The sequence below is a fragment of the Leucobacter faecis genome (genome assembly GCF_054456635.2).
In genome coordinates this window covers 1-20,698 of the sequence record NZ_JBTJEP020000021.1, presented here as the reverse complement: position 1 = coordinate 20,698, position 20,698 = coordinate 1, and the positions used below count along the sequence as shown (strand labels likewise).

Genomic DNA, 20,698 nt, shown 5'->3' with positions numbered 1-20,698 from the left:
TACGGCTGAGGGCGTGTTACGCCTGGCCGCGGTTGCGCTGGCGCACCGCACGCGGCGGCCGCCCGCCCAAGAACGATTCGCTCGAGTCGACAATGAACCCCTGCTCGAGCGCCTCGCGCCCAATCAGCATGCGAAACACCATTTCTTCGCGGTCGGTGAGTGTGAGCTGCACCTCGACCTCGCGACCCACGAGACCGAGGGTGGTGAGCACCACGGGCCGCGACTCGGCGTGACCCGACGAGCTGCGCACGATGCGGTGATCGTGCACCGGCAGCTCAACCGATACGGCGTCGCGATCGTCGACCTGCCAGGGCTGCACCTGAAACCGCACCCACGGCGCGCCGTCGCGCTCAAACTCAACAATCTCGGTCGCGTGTAGCGCAGAGGTTTGTGCGCCGGTGTCGATCTTGGCCTTTATCCAGGGCACGCCGATTCCGTCGAGGCGCGCCCATTCACGCCACCCCGTAAGAGTGCTTGAATAGGGGAGTCCGTTCACGCTTCTATCTTGGCAGGTATTCACGGTGAAACTTGCGATTCTTTCGCGCGCCCCGCAGGCATATTCGACGCAGCGCCTGGTGGCGGCCGCCGAAGAACGGGGGCACAGGGTACGCGTGCTCAACACGCTGCGCTTTTCGATTGACCTCGCCGGCGACGAGCCAGACCTCGCATACCGCGGCAAGCAGTTGAGCGATTACGACGCGATTCTGCCGCGCATCGGCAACTCGATCACCTACTTTGGCACGGCGGTCGTGCGACAGTTCGAGCAGATGGACGTGTACACGCCCAACACCGCGAACGGTATCTCGAACTCGCGCGACAAGCTGCGCGCCATTCAGATCCTGTCGCGGCACAACATCGAGATGCCCGCGACCGCGTTTGTGCGCAACCGCGCCGACGTGCGCCCCGCGATCGAGAGCGTCGGCGGCGCCCCCGTCGTCATTAAGTTGCTCGAGGGCACCCAGGGCATCGGCGTGATTCTGGCCCCCGAAGTGAAGGTCGCCGAAGCGATCATCGAGACACTGCATTCGACCCGCCAAAACGTGCTCATTCAACGTTTTGTGAAAGAGAGTCGCGGCCGCGACGTGCGCGCCCTCGTGGTGGGCGACCGGGTTGTCGCAGCGATGCGCCGCACCGCGGCGGGCGATGAGTTTCGCTCGAACGTGCATCGCGGCGGCTCGGTTGAGGCCGTCACGCTCGATTCTGAGTATGAGCAGGCGGCCGTGCGCGCCGCGCAGATCATGGGGTTGCGCGTCGCGGGCGTCGACATGCTCGAGGGCGACGAAGGCCCGCTCGTGATGGAGGTCAACTCGTCGCCCGGGCTGCAGGGCATTGAAGCGGCGACGGGGCTCGACGTTGCGGGCGCGATCATCGACTACATCGCAGGCCAGGTGAACTTCCCTGAGATCGACGTGCGCCAGCGGCTGTCGGTCTCGACGGGTTACGGCGTTGCCGAGCTCACCATGCACGGCTCAGAACACGTCGGTAAGACCCTCGGCGACCTGGGGTTGTGGGATCGGGACGTAACGGTGCTCACCCTGCACCGTGGCGTGCAGGTGATCCCCAATCCGCGCAAACACGTGGTGCTCGAGGCCGAAGATCGGCTGCTGTGCTTCGGCAAACTCGACGAAATGCGCGGCATGATCCCCGAGAAGAAACGCCGCCGCGCGCGTGTGCGTAAGCTGCCGCCCGGCGCGCAAGAACTCGCCGAGGGCTAACGACCGCGGCTGGGGCTTCGTCTACGCGCACACCTGCAATGCGCCCGGTAGCAGTGTGACCTCGAACGATGTCACCTTTCCAACATCGTCACCGTCGACCTCAAACGCGAGCGGTACCGGCAATGACACATGCACCCGGCGCGCGCGAAGGTGCGCCGTCGAGTCAGAACTCTCGGCCCCAGTCGCTCCCGAGAATAGTTGTTTGAGCCCGTTGTCCCAGACAAGATTGCGCATGGTGTCCAGCCAGGCTGCGACGCCGTCGGCACGCAGCAGAAGGAGATCGAGTTCGCCGTCATCGGGCTGCGCATCGGGGAGTAGCGTGATGCCGCCCTGGATGCTGCCGCAGTTAGCGACGAGGAGGGTATGCGCCTGCTCTTGCACGGCTTCTCCACTGTCTTGTGCGAGCGCGAATTCGACGATCTCGGTGCCTGTGGCCGCGCGCCCCAGCGACTCGACGTAGGCGAGCCATCCAGCCTTGGCCTTCAACTCATCGTCAGTTTCAACAATCATCTGTGCGTCGAGACCGAAGCCCACCATGACAACAAAGCCGAGCTTCACGGTAGCGCCGTCAGCTGTAGTGACTGTAACCCGACCCAGATCGAGCGGCGCACCATCACTCTGCAAAGCGCGCTCAAGCGCTGCACGGGGGTTGCCAAGCGTGATGCCAAGGTTGCGTGCCAGCAGGTTGCCCGTGCCCATCGGCACGATGCCGAGCGCAGCCTTCGGCGACCCGGACTCGCCCAAAAAATCGGCGACCGCGCGCACAGTACCGTCACCGCCCGCCGCGATGACCAAGCTACAGCCCTGCGCGACCGCGGCACGCGCAGCCTCGCGCCCGGGGTCATCTTCTGCGGTCTCAAACCACAGTACCTCGCGGGCAGCCGTGCGCGTGAAGGCTTCGTCGAGGGCGGTGCTCAGCACTTCTTTGCTGGTCTTAGACGGGTTCCAAACGATTCCGATTGCGTTCTTCATGGGGTCCCTTGGCTGAAACGGGCCTGCAAAATGAATGGGGTCGTACATCACCCATGACACGCGAGAAACTTGAGATGCGACTGGGAAAAGCCGGGTGGCACTGTCAGATCGCCGCGAGCAACCCCTTCCAGTACACGCGCCACTGCTCGACCTCTTCACCGCTCGGCATGCCGTCGTGGTTGACGCTCAGCGTGACACGATCATCACCCTTGGGCGTGGCCGACACCTCAACACGGCCCATCCCGTCGAGGTCGAATCGCCAGAACGATCGTTTCTCGGTGCGCGACCTGCGCGGCTTCTGCACCGCGAAGCCGCGGTGCTCGGCGGCGCCTCCATGCACTGCTACCCAGGCGTCGATCGCAGCGTCGCGGTCGAGAACAAGCGTGCGACTTGCGCTCACACGAAACAACCCGTCTGAGCCCTGCCCGGGCACCCGCAACCCCGTATGTTGTTCGAAGGCGATCGCGACCCCCTGCGCCCACCAATCCACGCTCTGCAGGTCGTCGGGGAGCGCCGCCCGCGCGATCTTGGCGATCGCGGCGTGACCCAGTTTCTCGGCGCCCTGTGCGGCGAATAGCTCGAGCCAGCTAGCCCAAGTGCGCCCCGTCGCGCGCTCAATGGACGGCACGCTCGTGGCGCGCGTGCCGGTGTTGGCGGCCGCATCTGTGCTCATATCAGCTCCTTCGGTTATGCCGGTCATAATAACCCGCACCTCTGACATGCTTGAATGGGGTCATGCTGACGCAGGACCCCGCGCAGAGGCGCGCCGAAGGCCATGATCCGGATCGAACGCGTGCGCAAGCGACGAGCGAACGCGAGCACGCTGGCGGTGCCGGGGCGGCCCCGGCGCGTGAGGCACGCCGCTACGTCGAGCATGAGACCTCGCAGCATCGCGCGCCCAGTGAGTACGAGGACGAACCGAGGCTCGACGCGCAGACCGGGGCTCGCACAGCGCGCCAGGACCCCCTCGAATATCGGATCGACCTCGAACGCGTGCGCTTTTCGTCGTACTTCGCCAGGCTTTCTGACGTGACGCAGGTGATGCCGCAGTCGGGCGTCGGCCCCGTCATGCACAACCGGCTGACCCACTCGCTCAAGGTGAGCGCGGTTGCGCGAGTCATCGCCTCGCAGCTGGCGGGCAAGGTTGCGCGACACGAGGCCTACACCCGCGGCGAGTCACCGCTCGATGACGAGACAGGTCGAGTGCTGTCGCGGCTGGGTGGCTGCGACACCATCGTCGCGCAAGCCGCCGCGCACGCGCACGACCTCGGGCACCCACCGTTTGGCCACCTGGGCGAACGCGTGCTCGATCGCGTCGCCCGTGAGCGGTTTGGGCTGGCGGAGGGGTTTGAAGGGAACGCGCAAACGCTGCGCATTCTGACGAAGCTCGACACCCTGGGACGCCAGTTTCCCGGCCTCAATCTCACCGCGGCGACGCGGGCGGCAACCCTCAAGTACCCCTGGACGCGGGGCGCCTGGCTCGGTGACACCGCCACAGCAATGCCAGCTGCGGGGCGCCCCCGCGGCGTCGGCGATGACCCGCTGAACGGCGCCGAAAAGTTTTCGGCCTACGCGCTCGAAGCCGACGAGATGGATGCGGCGCTCGCCGCCTTTCCCCGCATCAAACGGGGCATGCAGACCGTCGAATGCGCGGTCATGGATCTCGCCGACGACATCGCTTACGCCGTGCACGACCTCGACGACTTCACGCGGGCCGGGGTACTGCAGCACGCGGCTGTGTCGGGGGAGCTGCGGGCCTGGCTGGCCGGATCAACCGCGCTCGACGCCATGCACCGAGGCGAGCTGGCCGCGAGCTGGCGCACTCCGGGCCACTCGCTCGAACTGCTGTGGCTGCGGCTGCACGACAAAGACGGCTGGATCGCCGACCGTGAGGCGTTTGCGGCGGCGGTGCGCAGGGTCAGCGAAGAACTCGGTGACGGCCTGCTCGCCGTACCCTATGACGGCGGCATCGACTCGGAGCGGGCCGTCTCGGGGTTCACGCGACGCTGGATCGAGCACCTACGCACCTCGATCGTGGTCGAGGAAAACCCGAATGTACGCAGCGGCCCGGTGCGCCTGGGCCAGCAGGCTTGGCACGAGGTCGCGGTGCTCAAGTTTGTGCACGCCCACTTTGTGCTTGAACGCCCCGAGCTCGCGGGCCCGCAGCGAGGCATGGCGCGTATTGTTGAGCAGCTGACCCTCGGGTTTGACGATTGGCTCACCGATCCCGACGACGCGGGGCGGGCCCCGAGGCGACTGCTCGAGTGGGTGGCTGAGTCGACGGAGGCGACGTTCGCGCTGCGCGATAACCGCCCCGAACTGCTGCTCGGCGACACGAGTGACGCGGGGCTGTGGCGGCAGGGCCGCGCGCGGGCGATTCTCGACTACGTCGCATCTCTCAGCGACCAGCAGGCGGTCACGACGCACCGCAGTTTGATGGGCGGCGAACTCACCGGGTAGGCCGGGGGATGCAGGCTGCTCGCGAAGGCTGCTCGCGAAGGCCGCTCGCGCAGGCAGCGCGGTACCCTGGTGTGGTGAAGAACGAACGAAACGCCGCCCACCTCATCGAGCAACTCATTGAGGTGGGCCGCGACGCGGTCGCACGCGGGCTCGTGCTGGCGAGCGCCGGTAACCTGTCTGCGCGCGTGAGCGACACCGAGTTTGTCGTCTCGGGCAGCGGAACCTGGCTCGACCGCCTCACCCCCGCCGACTTCGCGACGCTCACCCTGGACCCGAGCGAAACCGGGGCCGCGCGCGAGGGCGGCGCGAAACCCTCAAGCGAGTGGAAGCTGCACCACCGCGCCTACCTCGCCCGCCCCGACATCGCGTGCGTACTGCACCTGCACCCGCGCACCGCGGTCGTGATGGCGAGCCTCGAGAAGCCGGTGCGGCTGCTCACGCTCGACCACGCGTACTACGTCGGCTCGATCGGCGTGACGCCCTTCTTCCACAACGGCACCGACGAGCTCGCTGACACCGCGGCCGAGGCGCTACGCGAGCACAACTGCGTGATCATGCAGCACCACGGCTGCTCGGTCGTCGCCGACTCGGTCGACATGGCGTACCGTCGCGCGCTCAACCTCGAAGACGCGGCCCAGGCGACCGCGCTCGCGTTGCAGCTCGGCGACACCGACACGGTGTTCCCTGCGGGCGACGCGACGCACGCGTAACCGCGGCTCGCTCTCGCTCCGGATCAGGGGTGCACCGCAAACTCCTGCGTCGCGTCCCACGGGGCCGCCCAACCCAGTTCGTCGAACAGGGTCGCGAGCACGATTCCGGTGAACCCCCACACGATGTGTTCGCCGAGGCGCGGGGCGAGCCGAAACGCGGCCCCGCGGTGGGTGATGGTGGTTCCAGCCTGTGTGGCGCGGGTGAGCACCGACGTGCCGCGGGCGGCCGGTTCGAGCAGCTCGGCGACCGGCGCCCGAAACACGTCGACCGACTCGGTGTGATCTGCCGCGACCTCGCTGGGGTTGTGCCACCACCCGATCACAGGGGTGACGAGGTTGTTGCTTACCGGCAGGTGGATCTCGGGGAGCTCACCGAGTACTTCGACGCCTGCAGGGTCGAGCCCGGTTTCTTCGTGTGCCTCGCGCAGTGCGGTTGCGGCGGAGTCTGCGTCTTCGGGGTCCGCTCCGCCTCCGGGGAACGCGATCTGGCCGGCGTGATGCCGCATGCCCGTGGCGCGCCTGGTGAGTAGCACGTCAAGTTCGGCCGCCACGGGCATTGCGCTGCCGCGCGCGGGTACTCTGTCGAGCGCCCCAAACAGGATGAGCACGGCTGACCGCCGCATGGGGCGCGAAGCGAGCGGCCCCTGCGGGTCAAAGTCGAGGCGTACCCCGCGCCGCATGAGCCCGCGCAAGTCGCGCAGCGCATCATCGGGACTCGGGGTCATACGCCCAGCCTAGCGCGCTAGCTGCCCTCGATTAGCAGGTCGCTGATGCCCTCGGGCACACGCTGCGACCTGGCCCACGGCTCACGCTCGCGGCGCTCCACCCGCTTCACACGCTCGGTCTCTTCGGCGCGCACCTGCGTGAGCACCGCGATCACCGCGGCACGCTCAGTGTCAGACACCTGCTTCGTGATGAAGCGAACATCATCACCCGTCAGGTGCGCATCGGCGTCACCCATTTCCTCCCGCCGCGCCGCGTCGCGTGCCGACGCGTCGGGGGGAAGGAGGTCGGCGGTACCGTGATCCGGAACTAGATTTTGCTCAGTCATCGTGCGCGCCTAGAGCGGAATGTTGCCGTGCTTGCGCGCCGGCATCTCGGCGCGCTTGCCGCGCAGGCCACGCAGCGCCTTGATGACCGCGAGGCGGGTGCCCGCGGGCTCGAGCACGTTGTCGAGCTCGCCGCGCTCGGCAGCGAGGAACGGGCTCGTCACGTCGGCCGTGTACTTCGCGGTGAGCTCGGCCCGCAGCGCCTCGACGTCCTCGCCCGCAGCGGCCGCGGCAGCCAGCTCCTTGCGGTAGAGAATGTTTACGGCGCCGGATCCGCCCATCACGGCGATTTCGGCGGTGGGCCACGCAATGTTGAAGTCGGCGCCCATCTGCTTCGATCCCATGACGATGTAGGCCCCGCCGTACGCCTTGCGCGTGATGATCGTCACGAGCGGCACGGTCGCCTCAGCGTAGGCGTAGAGCAGCTTCGCGCCGCGGCGAATGACGCCCTGCAGCTCCTGGTCGGTGCCGGGCAGGTAGCCGGGCACGTCGACGAGGGTGAGGATGGGAATCGAGAACGCGTCGCAGAAGCGCACGAAGCGTGCCGCCTTCTCGCTCGCGTCGATGTTGAGCGTGCCCGCCATCTGGTTGGGCTGGTTCGCGACGATACCGACGGTGCGGCCCTCGACGCGGCCGAAGCCGATGAGCATGTTGGGGGCGAACAGCGGCTGCACCTCGAGGAAGTCGCCGCCGTCGAGGATCGCCTCGATGACCGTCTTCATGTCGTAGGGCTGGTTAGGGCTGTCGGGGATCACCTGGTTGAGCTTGCGGTCGAGATCGGTGATCTCGAGTGCCGTGTCGGTGTCGTAGACGGGCGCCTCTGCCAGGTTGTTGTCGGGCAGGTAGCCGATGAGGGTGCGCGCGTAGTCGAGGGCGTCGTGCTCGTCGCTCGCGAGGTAGTGGCTGACGCCGCTCTTCTGGTTGTGGGTGAGCGCGCCGCCGAGCTCCTCGAAGCCGACGTCTTCGCCGGTGACGGTCTTGATCACGTCGGGGCCGGTGACGAACATGTGGCTCGTCTGGTCGACCATGATCACGAAGTCGGTGAGGGCGGGGGAGTAGACCGCACCGCCAGCCGAGGGGCCCATGATGATGGAGATCTGGGGGATCACGCCCGAGCACATCGTGTTGAGCTTGAAGATGCTGGCGTACTTTGACAGGGCGACGACGCCCTCCTGGATGCGGGCTCCGCCCGAGTCGAGGATGCCGAGGCAGGGGGCGCCCGTCTTGAGCGCGAACTCCATGGCCTTAACGATTTTCTCGCCGGCGACCTCGCCGAGCGAGCCGCCAAACGTGGTGAAGTCCTGCGAGTACACGACAACCTGGCGGCCGTGAATGGTGCCGGCGCCGGTGACGACCGAGTCACCGAAGGGGCGTGAGTTTTCCATGCCGAAGCCGTGTGTGCGGTGCTTCACGTACTTGTCGAACTCGACGAACGAGCCGGGGTCGAGCAGTGCCGTGATGCGCTCGCGCGCGGTCATCTTGCCGCGGGCGTGCTGCTTGGCGGCGGCGGCCGCGTCGCGGTCACCCACCGCCTCTTGGTACTTCTGGCGGTGGTCGGCGATGCGACCTGCGGTCGTAGCGAGGTCGTTGATGTCTCCAGTCACGCATGCCAGCCTAGCGCGGGCTGCTGCCTGTATCCCTTATATAAGCTCCAATGGAATCGCGATTCCTTCGTTGAAACCCTACGGGTGGGGTGGTTAGCGGGCTCCTAAGCGACCTGCACGCGAGAGTGCGAGCTTCCTTTTCGCTCACAAATTGGTTGTGCTTGGAGCGCAAAAACCTTGGTGCAAATGTTGTGGTGAATTGGCCCGTCTACCGACCACTTTTGTACCAACAAACTAGTCGTTCCTGCGGTGTGGAAACTTTGGTGCAAATGTTGCGGCGATGCGGCCTGTTCACCAACCACTTCTGTACCAAAATTCGATGCGAGGGCACAGCGGAGCGTGACGGGGACCTGCGGCGCGGGGCAACAGCGTGACATGTTGTCCACAGGTCGCGTATTAGACGCAAATTCGAGAGTTATGCACAACCGTGAACTGACCCTACACATGGCCCCGACCGCTCTCGATAGTAGAAGCATGCGTGACCGATACTACGAAGAGCCCAATACCCCCAAGGCCCCAAGCTTGAGCCGGGCGGGTGCGCGTGCCGAGGGCCTCACCGATTGGCAGTGGCGCAGCCCGAACCTCGCGCGGCCGTTTCATGGTGTCAGAACATTCCCCGTGGACCGGAGCCCAACACAAGAAGCCCAGCGCCCACAACCCACCCACCCCGCGAAGCAATGGCGTGAAGAACACATTCAGCGCGCACTGGCGTACACCAAAGTGATGAAACCTGGTGAATTCTTCGCGGGCATCACTGCCGCGATCATCTGGAAGCTGCCGGTGCCTATCAATACACGAGCACCACAATTAGTCGAGGTGGGCGTTTGTGAGGGGCAGCCGTTCCCTCGTCGGCGGGGAGTCAAGGGCAGACGATTCGTAGCACGCCTTATCTCGGTCGTGCGAAAGGATCTACTGCCCACTCTTGACCCGTCGAGCATTTGGGTCACATACGCCCCCGCCCTCCGGTTGCCAGATCGCGTCGCACTGGGTGACGGCATTATTCATACCCCGCGCGTCGGGGGCAACCTAGGTCCACGGCCTAGGTTGGCCCACGCAACGCTGGCACGTCTCATGGCCGAGACCCAGCAGCGCGAACGGCGCGGCCGCCCGCTTCTGCGCGAGGCACTGCCGCTTCTGCGCACGGGCAGCGCCTCGGCGCCCGAGAGCCACCTGCGGCTACTGCTTGTCGAAGCCGGGTTGCCAGAACCCAGCCTCGATGTCGACGTCTACAATACTGCGGGTCGATATCTCGGCACGAGTGAGTGCGCGTACCCCGATATCAAGTTTGCGCTCGAGTACGAAGGCGACCACCATCGTACCGAGAGTAAACAGTGGAGCCGTGATGTCGACAAAGGGAGTGACTATGAAGAGGGAGGGTGGTTCATGCTACGCATCACGGCTGACCTGCAGTATCGCCGACGCTACGAGCTCATCGAGCGTGTTAAAGCCCGCATGATCATGCGCGGCTGGCGCCCATAACCGGCACGCAGCTCCCACGCCGCGGGCAACAGGGCTACGCTCGTGAACTATGGAACTGAAGCGAACGCGCGAACTGCTGCCCGAGGTGCTGTGGCGCGAGGCGTCTGCCTCGACGAACGCCGAGCTGCGTGATCTCGCGCAGAATCGCGCCCGCGCTGGCGCCCCGCTGCCGCACGGGGCCCTGCTCGCGACCGACAACCAGACCGCCGGTCGGGGCAGGCTCGATCGCGGCTGGGTGACGCCGCCCGGCTCGGCGCTCGCGATCTCGGTGCTCGTACGCGGGTTTGGGGAGCAGCCGCAACACGGTCACAGGGAACACGAGCAGCACCACCACCAGCACGAGCACCAGCACGAGCAGGGCAGCGGCTCCGTCGCGCCGAACGTGGCGTTCGCGCAATGGGGCGAGTTCGGCCCCGCCTGGCTGCCACTCATTGCCGGGTCGGCGGTGCAGGCGGCCCTGCAACCCCTCTTCACCGCCGCGTGCGACGGCGAGACCGACGGCTACACAGACGACCTCGTCGGCTTTGAGCAGCGCGAAGTGCTGCGCGTGGGGGTGAAGTGGCCCAACGACGTGCACGTACGTGACGAAGACGACGCGATCGCTGGCCGCCCGGGCAAGAAGCTGTGCGGCATTTTGTGTGAGCTGTTGCCCGACGGCAGTGCGATCGTGGGCATGGGGCTCAACGTGCTGATTCCCGAGTGGGAACTGCCCACTGACCGCGCCACTTCACTGCTGGCCGCGGGCGCCGCGGTGGGCGGTGCTGAGAGTTTCGCGGATCATGCGGGCGCCGCGCTCGCCGACCACCTGCTCGCCACGATCGCTCACGAACTGTTGAAGCTGGCAGAGCTCGCCGGCACCCACCCCGACGCGGTGCGTAACCGGGTGCTGCGCAGCTCACTCACGCTCGGCACCGAGGTGCGTGTGCACTTGCCCGGTGGTGAACTCGTCGACGGCCGCGCCCGTGCGCTCGCCGCAGACGGCTCCCTCGTTGTCGATCTGCCGGCGGGCGGTGAGCTCACAGTGAGTGCGGGCGACGTTGAGCACCTGCGCTAGACGCGCAGGCTAGACGCTCCGCCAGACAGCTAGGCCAACGCAGCCCGCACCCGCAACGCGTACCTACCCCCGCTCGCCGTGCAGCGGGTACTCTGCCCCCATCGCGTCGATCTGCTCGGTGGTGGGGTCGGCCTCCGAGAAATCCATCTTCGGCACGGGGCGCTTGAAGCCGCCCGTCACGATCGCGATGATCACCACACCAATCGCGATCCAGATGCCGCCCACGATCCAGGTAGTGGGCTGCAGCGAGGTCCACAGCCAGATCGTCAGGCCAAACCCGATGAGCGGCGCGACGAGCCTTGTCAGCACCAGACGAACTGTCAACGCCTCGCGCCGCCCGCCGCGCGTAAAGATGTAGGTGCGAACCACCGACAGGTTGACCATCGCAAACGCCGCCAGCGCACCGAAGCTGATCATAAACGCGACCACGTCGAGCGACAGAAACAGCGCCGACAGCGCAAAGAACGACACGACGCAGGCCGCGATGATCGGGGTGCCGAAGCGGTGGTGCAGGTGTGCGAGGGGGCGGGGCAGCATGCCGTCACGGCCCATCGCGTAGAGGATGCGCGACACCGACACCTGCCCGGTCATGCCCGAGCCAAACGCGCCGACCACGTACACGGCCACGAAGAACGCGGTGAACGCTTCGCCGCCAATGTTGTTCATCACGGTGACGCCGGCCGCGTCGATTTCGGTGTCTGACAGTGTCGACCAGTCGGGTGAGAACGCTGCCGCGCCCGCCCACGAGACGAGAATGAAGAACAGGCCGCCGACGAGCGTCGACAGAATGATCGCGCGGGGAATGTCGCGGCGCGGGTGCTTTGCCTCTTCTGACAGCGTCGAGACAGCGTCGAACCCGAGAAACGACAGCGCGAGAATCGCGGCGCCCGACGCGACCGCACCGATGCCGCCCTCACCAAACGTGAACGGTTCGATGAGGCTCACCGAGGCATCGCCGCCAAACGCGCTCTTGAATGCGAGCACCATAAACATCACGACGAGCACCACCGATAGGGCGATGATCGCGAAGTTCACCTTGTTCACCAGGTTGATGCCCAAAATGTTGAACAGCAGCACGAGCAGCAGCGCGGCGAGCGTAAACGCCCACACCGGTACGGCCGGAAACTGCGTGTTCAAGTAGATGCCAATGAGCATGAAGTTGATCATTGGAATGAACAGGTAGTCGAGCAGCATCACCCAGCCGGTCAAGAATCCGGCCGCGCCGCCAAACGACTGCTGCGTGTAGGTGTAGGCCGAGCCTGCGACGGGGTAGCGGCGCACCATCGCACCGTACGAGGCTGCGGTGAACAGCATCGCGACGACGGCGATCACGTACGCGGCGGGCAACTTTCCGTCGGTGACCTGGTTCACGATGCCGTAGGTCGTGAAGACCGTAATCACGGTCATATAGGTCACGCCGAACAGGGTCAGGCCGACGAGCCCGAGGGTTCGTTTCAGGTGGGGGCTGGCTGATTCGCTCACAGTATCTCCTTTGATGCTGGTGCGGGGCGGTCACTCGAAGTGTAAGCTCCCCGCGCCCAGAATCATAGCGCGAATCTGGCCTAAATGAACAACGTTCACTCGCCTCCTAGAACGTGCGCTCGCCCGCGAGCCAGGTGCCCCGCACCTCGATGGCGGGAATCTCCTCGGGCGTGACCTCGAGCGGGTTCGCCGACAACTGCACCAGGTCGGCGATGTAGCCCACCGCAAGGGTGCCGCGATCCGGCGCGAGGGCCTGCCGCGCGATGCCGGTCGTGTAGGCAGCGAGGCCGGTCGCCGGGGTCACGCACTCCTCGGGCAGCCATGACGCGTCGGCGGGGTCAAAGACGTCGCGGCGCGCGATCGCCGTGGCGAGAGCGGGCCGCCAGTCCTTCGTGGTGACGGGCCAGTCGCTGCCGAACGAGACGGTCGCGCCCGAGCCTACGACCGAGCCGATCAGGTACTGCCACGACTCGCGGTCGTGCCCGATGTGCGGAATCGTGAGCGCCCGCATCACGGCGTCGCACTGCGCCCAGTACGGTTCGAAGTTAGCGATGATGCCGAGCTTTGCAAACCGCGACACGTCTTCGGGGGCGAGCATCGCGACGTGTGCGACGACGTGGGCGCGGCTGCGGCCCGGCTCGGCCTCCTGCGCTGCTTCGAGCGCGTCGAGGGCGATGCGCACCGCGCGGTCGCCGATCGCGTGCAGGTGCAGCTGAAACCCGGCCGCATCGAGCGCGGTGACGGCGGCGACGAGTTCGTCTTCGCTCCAGTTGGGCAGGCCGCGGTCGCCCGGGGTGTCTGCGTACGGTTCGGTGAGCGCCGCCGTGTGGTTTTCGATCACGCCGTCGACGAAGAACTTGATCGTCTCGGCGCTCACCCGCGGGTGATCGAGGGCGCGAAACTCTTCACGCACCGACGCAAACTCGGTGAGCTGCTCGCGCCACGACGCGGGGTCGGCGCGCAGGGCAAGGTTCACGCGGGTGTGCAACCGGTTTTCGGCCGCGGCAGCCCGGTACACGTCGATGTCGGCGGCGTCGACCCACGCGTCTTGCACCCAGGTGGTGCCCTGCTCGGCGTACATGCGCGTCGCATCCTCGAGCGCGCGCACGCGGTCTTCGAGCGCAAACGCGGGCACGACGTGTGCGAGCAGGTCGTTCGCAGCTGCCTCCTGCAGTGTGCCGAGCGGGCTGCCGTCTTCGCGGCGCAAGATGCGTCCGAGCTCGGGGCCGGGGGTGTCTGCCGTGATGCCCGCAGCCTCAAGCGCTGCCGTGTTGACCCACGCGGTGTGGTAGTCCCAGGCGCGCAGCACGGTGGGGGTGTCGCCCGTCACCTCGTCGAGCCAGCGCGCGTCAAACCGGCCGCCCGGCGCGAACGTTGCGTCGTAGCTCGCGCCGACGATCCACGCTGCCTCGGGATGCTCGGCCTTCCACTGCGCGACCGCCGCGAGGATCCCCGCGAGGTCTGCCGCCTCGCGCACCGCGGGCCCCTGTGCCTCGAGCCCGCCGAGCACGGGGTGCGCGTGCCCCTCACCGAAGGCGGGCGCGACCGTGTCGCCTGCGAGGTCGATGACCACGGGCGACTGGGGCGCGGCATGATCCGGATCATGGGGCGTGCTCGCGGTGGGCGTCGCGAGCGCACGCGCCTCGTCGCCGTGGGCGACGACCCGACCCGCCTCGATTGCGAGGGCATCGGTCGTGGCGTGGCTGCCGTCGAGACGTGCGGCCGTGATGATCGTGCCGCCGGTGAATACGGTGAGGGTCATAGTGTGCTCCTAACGCGAAACGGTCTTGGGGTGAGGTTACTGCGTGCTGCTTACTTGGTGCTGCTTACTTGGCGCTGGCGGTTTCGACCATTGCGTCGATGGCGGTGGTTTCGGGGCCGTCAGCAAAGTCCATGCGTGGCACAGGCTTCTTGAATCCGCGGGTCTTGACGATGAGAATCACGAGGCCGATGGCGAACCAGATGCCGCCGACCACCCAGGTCATGGTCTCGAGTGAGGTCCACAGCCACAGGGTCAGCGCGAGGCCGATTGCGGGGAAAATGCCGTGCAGAACGATGTTTTTGAACGAACGGGCATCGCGGGGCGCGGTCCCGCCGGTAGCTTCGCCAGTGGCCCCGCCAGCTCGCGGAAACAGGTACACGCGAATCACCGAGAGGTTGACCATCGCGAACGCCGCGAGCGCTCCGAAGCTGATCATGTAGGCCGCCTGCTCGAGGGTGAGAAACAGGCTCGCGAGCGCAAACACCGACACCGTGCTCGCGGCGACGACGGGGGTGCCAAACCGCGACCACAGGGTGCCGAGTGGCTTGGGGAGGGTGCCGTCGCGACCCATCGAGTAGAGAATGCGGGCGACAGACACCTGGCCGGCGAGGCCCGATCCGAAGCAGCCCGCCACCGAGAACAGCACGAACAGCATGCCGAGCCACTCGCCAGCGACGTGGTGCGCGAGCACGATGCCGGCGGCGTCGATCATCTCGCGGGGAATAAGAGCCCAGTCGGTGGGGCGGTATGCGATAGCGCCCACCCACGAGACGGCGATGAACAGGCCGCCGCCGATGAGGGCGGTGAGAATGATGGCGCGGGGAATGTCGCGACGCGGGTGCTTCGCCTCTTCAGACAGCGTCGAGACCGCGTCGAAACCGAGAAACGACAGGGCGAGCACGGCGGCGCCCGTGAAGATGGGGCTGAATCCCTCGGCGCCGGGAATGAACGGCTCGATCATGCTGGGAGCGGAGGGGTCTGCGACTGCCATCTTGAACGCGAAGATGGCGAAGACGGCGATGACGGCGGCCGAGATGCTCACGATCGCAATGTTGAGCTTCGCGACGAGGTTGATGCCCAACACGTTGAACGCAAACACAGCCACGAGCGTGATGAACGAGACGAGCTTCGCGGGGATCGAGGGGAACTGGGTGCTGACGTAGAGACCCAAGATGATGAAGTTGATCATCGGGATGAATAGGTAGTCGAGCAGCAGTACCCAGCCGGTCAAAAACCCGGCGCCACCGCCGAACGCCTGCTGTGTGTAGGTGTACGCCGACCCTGCGACGGGGTAGCGGCGCACCATCGACGCGTAGCTGTTGGCGGTGAAGAGCATAGTGAGCAGTGCCACGACGTACGCGAGCGGCAGCTTGCCATCGGTGATCTGGTTGACGATGCCGTACGTCGTGAAGACCGTCGCGATCGCCATGTATGCGAGGCCAAAGAGCACGAGGCCGCCGAGGCCGAGCTCTCGTTTCAGGTGGGCTTTGCCCGGGGTGGTGCTCACGCGTATCTCCTTTGATGCTGGGTCAAACTCACTTAAATGAACAATGTTCTTTTAAGTTCGTGATGACACTAACTCAATCTGGCGCGGTGCGCAATTTGTTCGATGTCAAGAGAGTGTTTGCTCGATGTCGAACTACCCTGCGGGTGGTGTGTTGCGTGCGTGCTGCGTGCGGGTGGCGTGCGCGTGGCGTCGGGTGGCGTCGGGTCGCTGCGAAAGCGGGGTACTGTAAAGGCGCCGGATCAAGCGCGCGGTGCCCGCGCAGACACACTGGGAGGGTCGACGATGACGAGCAAAGGTGGGGCGGTCGTGTCGGCTGAAACGGAGCCGGGTGCTGGTGCTTCTGCTGGTGAGATCGCGCCCGCGCCCGCGCCCGCGACCGCGCCCGCGCCCGCGACCGCGCCCGCGCCCGCGACCGCGCCCGCGCCCGCGACCGCGCCGAAGCGGCGGGTTGGGCGACCAAAGCAGAGCGTGCTGTCGCGGCGGTTAATTCTTGAGGCCGGGCTGGCGCTGATCGACGAACACGGGGCAGAGGGCGCTGGCATGCGTGCGATCGCGAAGCGGCTCGGCGTGCGGCCGTCGGCACTGTACAACCACGTCAGCGGGCAGGCCGAGCTGATCGCGGGTATGCGGGAGCTCGTGAGTGACCGCATATCGACCGCGGCCTTTGACACGCTGCCGTGGGACGAAGCGCTCGAACAGTGGGCGCGCGACTACCGGGTAGCCTTTGCGGCGCACCCGTCGACGATTGCGCTGCTCGCGGTGATTCCGCTTGAGGGGGCAGGCGCGACAATTCTCATGTATGACCGGGTGGTGGAAGCGATGGTGCGCGCGGGGTGGGACGAGCGCAAAGTGCTCGTCGCGATCGTCGCGCTCGAGTCATTCATACTGGGGTCGGCGCTCGACTCGTCGGCGCCCGACGACATGATGAAACCAGACGCGGGCGCGGCGGCGCCAGCGTTCGCGTCGGCATATGCGGCGCGTGAGCGGGCGCTTGGCGCGGTGGGGCAGCGCCCTGCCGATGCCTCGTTCGAACTCGGGCTGCGCGCGCTCGTCGCGGGGTTCAAGGCCGAATTCGACGCCGCGCGGTAGTGACTCCTGCGGGCGCTGCCTAGAAAGTTACGGGTCCCGCAAAATGTGCGCGACTTCTTCCGTCTATCACGCAGGCATAAGCGGAACTAGTCGCGCATATTTCTGGAACCTGAACTCGAACCCGCGCCGCGCGATCCCTACTTGAAGATGATCGTGCGGTCGCCGTCGTGCAGCACGCGGTTTTCAGCGAACCAGGCGACAGCGTGGCGCAGCGCCCGCGCCTCGACGTCTTGACCGAGCTGCGTGAGCTCGCGCACCGAGTACGAGTGGTCCACCCGCACCGTGTCTTGCTCAATAATGGGGCCCTCGTCAAGATCGGTCGTGACGAAGTGCGCGGTCGCGCCGATCAGCTTCACGCCGCGCTCGTGCGCCTGCTTGTAGGGGTTTGCGCCCTTGAACCCGGGCAAAAATGAGTGGTGAATGTTGATCGCCTTGCCGGCCAGCGCCTCGCACAACTCGGGCGACAGGATCTGCATGTAGCGGGCGAGCACGACGAGCTCGATGTTTTGCTCTTCGACGACCTCGAGCACGCGCGCCTCAAACGCGGCCTTGTCTTCCTTGCCAGCAATCGCGCGGTGCTCAAACGGCACGTCGTAGAACTCGGCGATGTCGCGCACTGTCTCGTGATTGGAGAGGATCAGCGGCACTTCGATGGGCAGCTGGCCGCCACGGCGGCGGTAGAGCAGGTCGTTGACGCAGTGCGTCGCGGTCGAAGCGAGCAGCAGGGTGCGCACGGGCCGCCCCACCTCGTCGAGCCGCCACGACATGTGGTAGCGCTCGGTCACGGGCGCGAGCGCCCCCGCAAAGCGAGCCTCAAACGTGTCAGGCTGCGCGACCGCGCTCACCTGCAGCCGCATGAAAAAACGACCGGTGTCGGCAGACGCAAACTGCTGGCTCTCTTCGATGTTGCCGCCCGCGGCAACGATCGCGCCGCTGATCGCGTGCACGATACCCGGCCCGTCGATGCAAGACAGGGTGAGCACCCACTGGGAGTTTGAGCTAGTCACGTCGTTACTGGTCACGGCTTTAGGGTAGTCGATGCGCGCTGAGCGATACCCCCGCTACACGCTGCGAAACATGCCACGTGCATCGAGGCGAGACTTGCTAAACTTGCTAGCGTCGTGACTGGCGTGCAGATGGGACACCATCGGGGAACGACGACTTTAACCCTTTCCACTGATGGAATGGCCGCTCGCCTGGGCCGAATCCGAATCCATTTTCGCGCGCCCAAAGCGTGAAGTTGAGCTACGAGGAGCACACATGTCAACCCAGTCAGCATTCTTTAATGAGCCGCTCGAGGTCGTCGACCCCGAGATCGCAGAGGTGCTCAAGAACGAGCTCGGCCGCCAGCGTGGCACGCTCGAGATGATCGCGAGCGAGAACTTCGTGCCGCGCGCAGTGCTCGAGTCGCAGGGCTCGGTGCTCACCAACAAGTACGCCGAGGGCTACCCCGGCCGCCGCTACTACGGCGGCTGCGAGTACGTCGACGTCGCAGAAGACCTGGCCCGCGACCGCGCCAAGAGCCTCTTTGGCGCGAAGTACGCGAACGTGCAGCCCCACTCGGGCGCGAGCGCGAACGCCGCAGTACTCAGCTCGATCGCCGAGCCCGGCGACACGATCCTGGGCCTCGAGCTGTCGCACGGCGGCCACCTCACCCACGGCATGAAGCTCAACTTCTCGGGCAAGCTCTACAACGTCGTGCACTACGGCGTCGACCCCGAGACGATGCTCGTCGACATGGACGTGGTGCGCGAAAAGGCGCTCGAGCACAAGCCCAAGGTGATCATCGCCGGCTGGTCGGCGTACCCCCGCACGCTCGACTTCGCGGCGTTCCGTGCGATCGCCGACGAGGTGGGCGCGACCCTGTGGGTCGACATGGCGCACTTCGCTGGTCTCGTTGCTGCGGGTCTCTACCCCAACCCGGTGCCCCATGCGCATGTCGTCTCATCGACCGTGCACAAGACGATCGGTGGCCCACGCTCGGGCTTCATTCTCACGAACGACCTTGACCTCTACAAGAAGCTCAACTCGAACGTGTTCCCCGGCCAGCAGGGCGGCCCGCTGATGCACGTGATTGCTGCCAAGGCAACGGCGTTCAAGCTCGCCGCGACCGACGAGTTCAAGGAGCGCCAGGTGCGCACCCTCTCGGGCGCGAAGCTGCTCGCGCAGGCCCTCACCACCGACGCATCGAAGGCTGCGGGCGTCGACGTGCTCACCGGCGGCACCGATGTGCACCTGGTGCTCGCTGACCTGCGCCACTCGCCGCTCGATGGCCAGCAGGCTGAAGACGCGCTCCACAACGTGGGCATCACGGTGAACCGCAACTCGGTTCCGTTCGACCCCCGCCCGCCGATGGTCACCTCGGGGCTCCGGATCGGCACGCCCGCTCTCGCAACTCGCGGGTTTGGCGACGCAGAGTTCGCTGAGGTATCTGACATCATCGCGCTGACGCTGCAGCAGACTGGCGACATCGAAGCGCTCAAGGCTCGCGTTACCGCTCTGGTCGAGGCGTTCCCGCTCTACCCGGGCCTCGAGACCTGGTAATTCGCATGGCAGACGAAACACAGACCGCGCAAAAGCTCGACGGCACCGCCGCAGCTAAAGCAATCAAGCAAGAGCTCACCGCGCGTGTTGCGGCACTCGCGGCACGGGGCGTCGTTCCCGGGCTCGCGACAGTGCTGGTGGGCAGCGATCCGGGATCTCAGTGGTACGTCGCGGGCAAGCACCGTGACTGTGCCGAGGTCGGTATCGCGTCGATTAAGCGCGAGCTGCCCGAGACGGTGACGCAGGAGGAGCTCGAGGCGGTTATTGCCGAGCTCAATGCGAACCCCGAGTGCACCGGCTACATCGTGCAGCTGCCGCTGCCGAAACACATCGACACCGACCGTATTCTCGAGTGCATCGACCCGGCGAAAGATGCCGACGGGCTGCACCCGACGAACCTCGGCCGGCTCGTGCTCAACGTAAACACCGAGATCACCTCGCCGCTGCCGTGCACGCCGCGCGGTGTGATCGAGCTCGTCGAGCGCAACGGCCTGTCGTGGGCGGGTAAGCACGTGGTCGTCGTGGGCCGTGGTGTGACAGTGGGGCGCCCGATCGGGCCGCTGCTCACGCGTCGCGAGTACAACGCGACCGTGACGCTTACGCACACGGGTACGACCGACCTGGGCGCCGAGCTGCGCCGGGCCGACGTGATCGTCGCCGCCGCCGGCGTCGAGGGCATCGTGCAGCCCGAGCATGTGAAGCCGGGAGCGATCGTGCTCGACGTAGGTGTCTCGCGCAAGATCGACCCCGTCACGGGCAAGAGCCGCGTGGTGGGCGATATTGATCCGGCGGTGGCAAACGTCGCCGGCTGGATGTCACCGAACCCGGGCGGTGTGGGTCCCATGACCCGCGCGCTGCTGCTCAAGAACGTGGTGGAGATGGCTGAGCGGGCAACCGCTTAGCTCGGCCACTGGTGGGGCTGCTGCCGGTTGACGCTAGGCGTCGACGGGCAGCAGCCCCATCTTCTTGGTCCGCAAGATGGCATCATCGCGGCCCTTGAACTGACCGATCTAGTGACCACCACTCAGAACAAGGGCGGTGTTAACAACCAACCCTCATAGTAAATCTACGAGTCCCTTATGTGCCGGTTGGCTCACGCGCACTGCGGAGGAAAAATATGCGCGACAAGTTCCGCTTTTGGGGCTGGCTTAAGCGGAAGTAGTCGCGCATATTTTTTTGGATACGGGGTTGGAACCTGAGTTGACCGCTTTGGGGTGATTTTCCGGTATTTGAGGGCAAGAACGTTGAATTCCTGCGGGGCTTCGTGGAAA

At 66.0% G+C, this 20,698-nt stretch carries 18 protein-coding genes and 1 riboswitch; of the genes, 8 read left to right on the top strand and 10 right to left on the bottom strand.

Going from position 1 to position 20,698, the window contains the following annotated elements:
* Positions 1 to 16 precede the first annotated feature (16 nt).
* Positions 17 to 496 (bottom strand): ATP-dependent zinc protease family protein, encoded by a 480-nt coding sequence (locus ACXR2T_RS13710; protein ID WP_458839800.1) that lies wholly within the window; start codon positions 494 to 496, stop codon positions 17 to 19.
* 25 nt (positions 497 to 521) lie between these two features.
* Between ACXR2T_RS13710 and ACXR2T_RS13705 the strand changes: the two genes are divergently transcribed.
* Positions 522 to 1,715 carry a RimK family alpha-L-glutamate ligase gene (locus ACXR2T_RS13705; protein ID WP_458839802.1) on the top strand — a complete coding sequence of 398 codons (1,194 nt, stop codon included), beginning with the start codon at positions 522 to 524 and terminating at the stop codon, positions 1,713 to 1,715.
* Positions 1,716 to 1,736: 21 nt separating this feature from the next.
* On the opposite strand, the gene ACXR2T_RS13700 is transcribed toward ACXR2T_RS13705, so the two are convergent.
* Entirely contained in the window at positions 1,737 to 2,687 is a 951-nt protein-coding gene (locus ACXR2T_RS13700; protein WP_458839804.1) for a diacylglycerol/lipid kinase family protein, read from the bottom strand.
* A gap of 103 nt (positions 2,688 to 2,790) precedes the next feature.
* Positions 2,791 to 3,360 carry a hypothetical protein gene (locus ACXR2T_RS13695; RefSeq protein ID WP_458813132.1) on the bottom strand — a complete coding sequence of 190 codons (570 nt, stop codon included), beginning with the start codon at positions 3,358 to 3,360 and terminating at the stop codon, positions 2,791 to 2,793.
* A gap of 62 nt (positions 3,361 to 3,422) precedes the next feature.
* Here ACXR2T_RS13695 and ACXR2T_RS13690 point away from each other — a divergent pair, with 62 nt between their 5' ends.
* Together ACXR2T_RS13690 and ACXR2T_RS13685 are read left to right on the top strand one after the other, a co-directional pair.
* Complete coding sequence (locus tag ACXR2T_RS13690; RefSeq protein WP_458813130.1) at positions 3,423 to 5,147, top strand: deoxyguanosinetriphosphate triphosphohydrolase family protein; 1,725 nt, start codon at positions 3,423 to 3,425, stop codon at positions 5,145 to 5,147.
* A 74-nt stretch (positions 5,148 to 5,221) separates the two neighbouring features.
* The gene (locus tag ACXR2T_RS13685; RefSeq protein ID WP_458813128.1) at positions 5,222 to 5,857 is read left to right on the top strand and encodes a class II aldolase/adducin family protein; all 636 of its coding nucleotides are present in this window, start codon (positions 5,222 to 5,224) and stop codon (positions 5,855 to 5,857) included.
* A 23-nt stretch (positions 5,858 to 5,880) separates the two neighbouring features.
* Here ACXR2T_RS13685 and ACXR2T_RS13680 read toward each other — a convergent pair whose 3' ends face one another.
* The 3 genes from ACXR2T_RS13680 to ACXR2T_RS13670 are packed head-to-tail and all read right to left on the bottom strand — an operon-like array spanning position 5,881 to position 8,510.
* On the bottom strand, positions 5,881 to 6,582 hold the full coding sequence (locus ACXR2T_RS13680) for an NUDIX hydrolase (protein ID WP_458839806.1): 702 nt from the start codon (positions 6,580 to 6,582) through the stop codon (positions 5,881 to 5,883).
* A 17-nt stretch (positions 6,583 to 6,599) separates the two neighbouring features.
* Positions 6,600 to 6,908 carry a hypothetical protein gene (locus tag ACXR2T_RS13675; RefSeq protein WP_458839808.1) on the bottom strand — a complete coding sequence of 103 codons (309 nt, stop codon included), beginning with the start codon at positions 6,906 to 6,908 and terminating at the stop codon, positions 6,600 to 6,602.
* A 9-nt stretch (positions 6,909 to 6,917) separates the two neighbouring features.
* Positions 6,918 to 8,510 (bottom strand): acyl-CoA carboxylase subunit beta, encoded by a 1,593-nt coding sequence (locus ACXR2T_RS13670; RefSeq protein WP_458839810.1) that lies wholly within the window; start codon positions 8,508 to 8,510, stop codon positions 6,918 to 6,920.
* 1,071 nt (positions 8,511 to 9,581) lie between these two features.
* On the opposite strand from ACXR2T_RS13670, the gene ACXR2T_RS13665 reads away from it, so the two are divergent.
* Together ACXR2T_RS13665 and ACXR2T_RS13660 are read left to right on the top strand one after the other, a co-directional pair.
* Positions 9,582 to 9,989: a hypothetical protein gene (locus tag ACXR2T_RS13665; protein ID WP_458813120.1), complete on the top strand. Its 408-nt coding sequence runs from the start codon at positions 9,582 to 9,584 to the stop codon at positions 9,987 to 9,989.
* Between the two features lie 49 nt (positions 9,990 to 10,038).
* A complete protein-coding gene (locus tag ACXR2T_RS13660) occupies positions 10,039 to 11,043 on the top strand; it encodes a biotin--[acetyl-CoA-carboxylase] ligase (RefSeq protein WP_458839812.1) in 1,005 nt (334 codons plus the stop codon).
* Positions 11,044 to 11,106: 63 nt separating this feature from the next.
* On the opposite strand, the gene ACXR2T_RS13655 is transcribed toward ACXR2T_RS13660, so the two are convergent.
* The 3 genes from ACXR2T_RS13655 to ACXR2T_RS13645 form a co-directional block, all read right to left on the bottom strand.
* Positions 11,107 to 12,525, bottom strand: coding sequence for an APC family permease (locus tag ACXR2T_RS13655; protein WP_458839814.1), 1,419 nt, complete (start codon positions 12,523 to 12,525; stop codon positions 11,107 to 11,109).
* Positions 12,526 to 12,631: 106 nt separating this feature from the next.
* On the bottom strand, positions 12,632 to 14,287 hold the full coding sequence (locus ACXR2T_RS13650; protein WP_458839816.1) for an amidohydrolase: 1,656 nt from the start codon (positions 14,285 to 14,287) through the stop codon (positions 12,632 to 12,634).
* Between the two features lie 64 nt (positions 14,288 to 14,351).
* Positions 14,352 to 15,794, bottom strand: a complete 1,443-nt coding sequence (locus tag ACXR2T_RS13645) for an APC family permease (protein ID WP_458839818.1) — start codon at positions 15,792 to 15,794, stop codon at positions 14,352 to 14,354.
* A 282-nt stretch (positions 15,795 to 16,076) separates the two neighbouring features.
* Between ACXR2T_RS13645 and ACXR2T_RS13640 the strand changes: the two genes are divergently transcribed.
* Positions 16,077 to 16,883, top strand: coding sequence for a TetR/AcrR family transcriptional regulator (locus ACXR2T_RS13640; RefSeq protein WP_489945545.1), 807 nt, complete (start codon positions 16,077 to 16,079; stop codon positions 16,881 to 16,883).
* 137 nt (positions 16,884 to 17,020) lie between these two features.
* Here ACXR2T_RS13640 and purU read toward each other — a convergent pair whose 3' ends face one another.
* Positions 17,021 to 17,905, bottom strand: a complete 885-nt coding sequence (gene purU / locus ACXR2T_RS13635; protein ID WP_458839822.1) for a formyltetrahydrofolate deformylase — start codon at positions 17,903 to 17,905, stop codon at positions 17,021 to 17,023.
* A gap of 89 nt (positions 17,906 to 17,994) precedes the next feature.
* Positions 17,995 to 18,092, top strand: a riboswitch (ZMP/ZTP riboswitch).
* A gap of 51 nt (positions 18,093 to 18,143) precedes the next feature.
* On the opposite strand from purU, the gene glyA reads away from it, so the two are divergent.
* Positions 18,144 to 19,427, top strand: coding sequence for a serine hydroxymethyltransferase (gene glyA / locus ACXR2T_RS13630; protein ID WP_458839823.1), 1,284 nt, complete (start codon positions 18,144 to 18,146; stop codon positions 19,425 to 19,427).
* A gap of 5 nt (positions 19,428 to 19,432) precedes the next feature.
* Positions 19,433 to 20,329: a bifunctional methylenetetrahydrofolate dehydrogenase/methenyltetrahydrofolate cyclohydrolase gene (locus ACXR2T_RS13625; protein WP_458839825.1), complete on the top strand. Its 897-nt coding sequence runs from the start codon at positions 19,433 to 19,435 to the stop codon at positions 20,327 to 20,329.
* Positions 20,330 to 20,698: the final 369 nt, after the last annotated feature.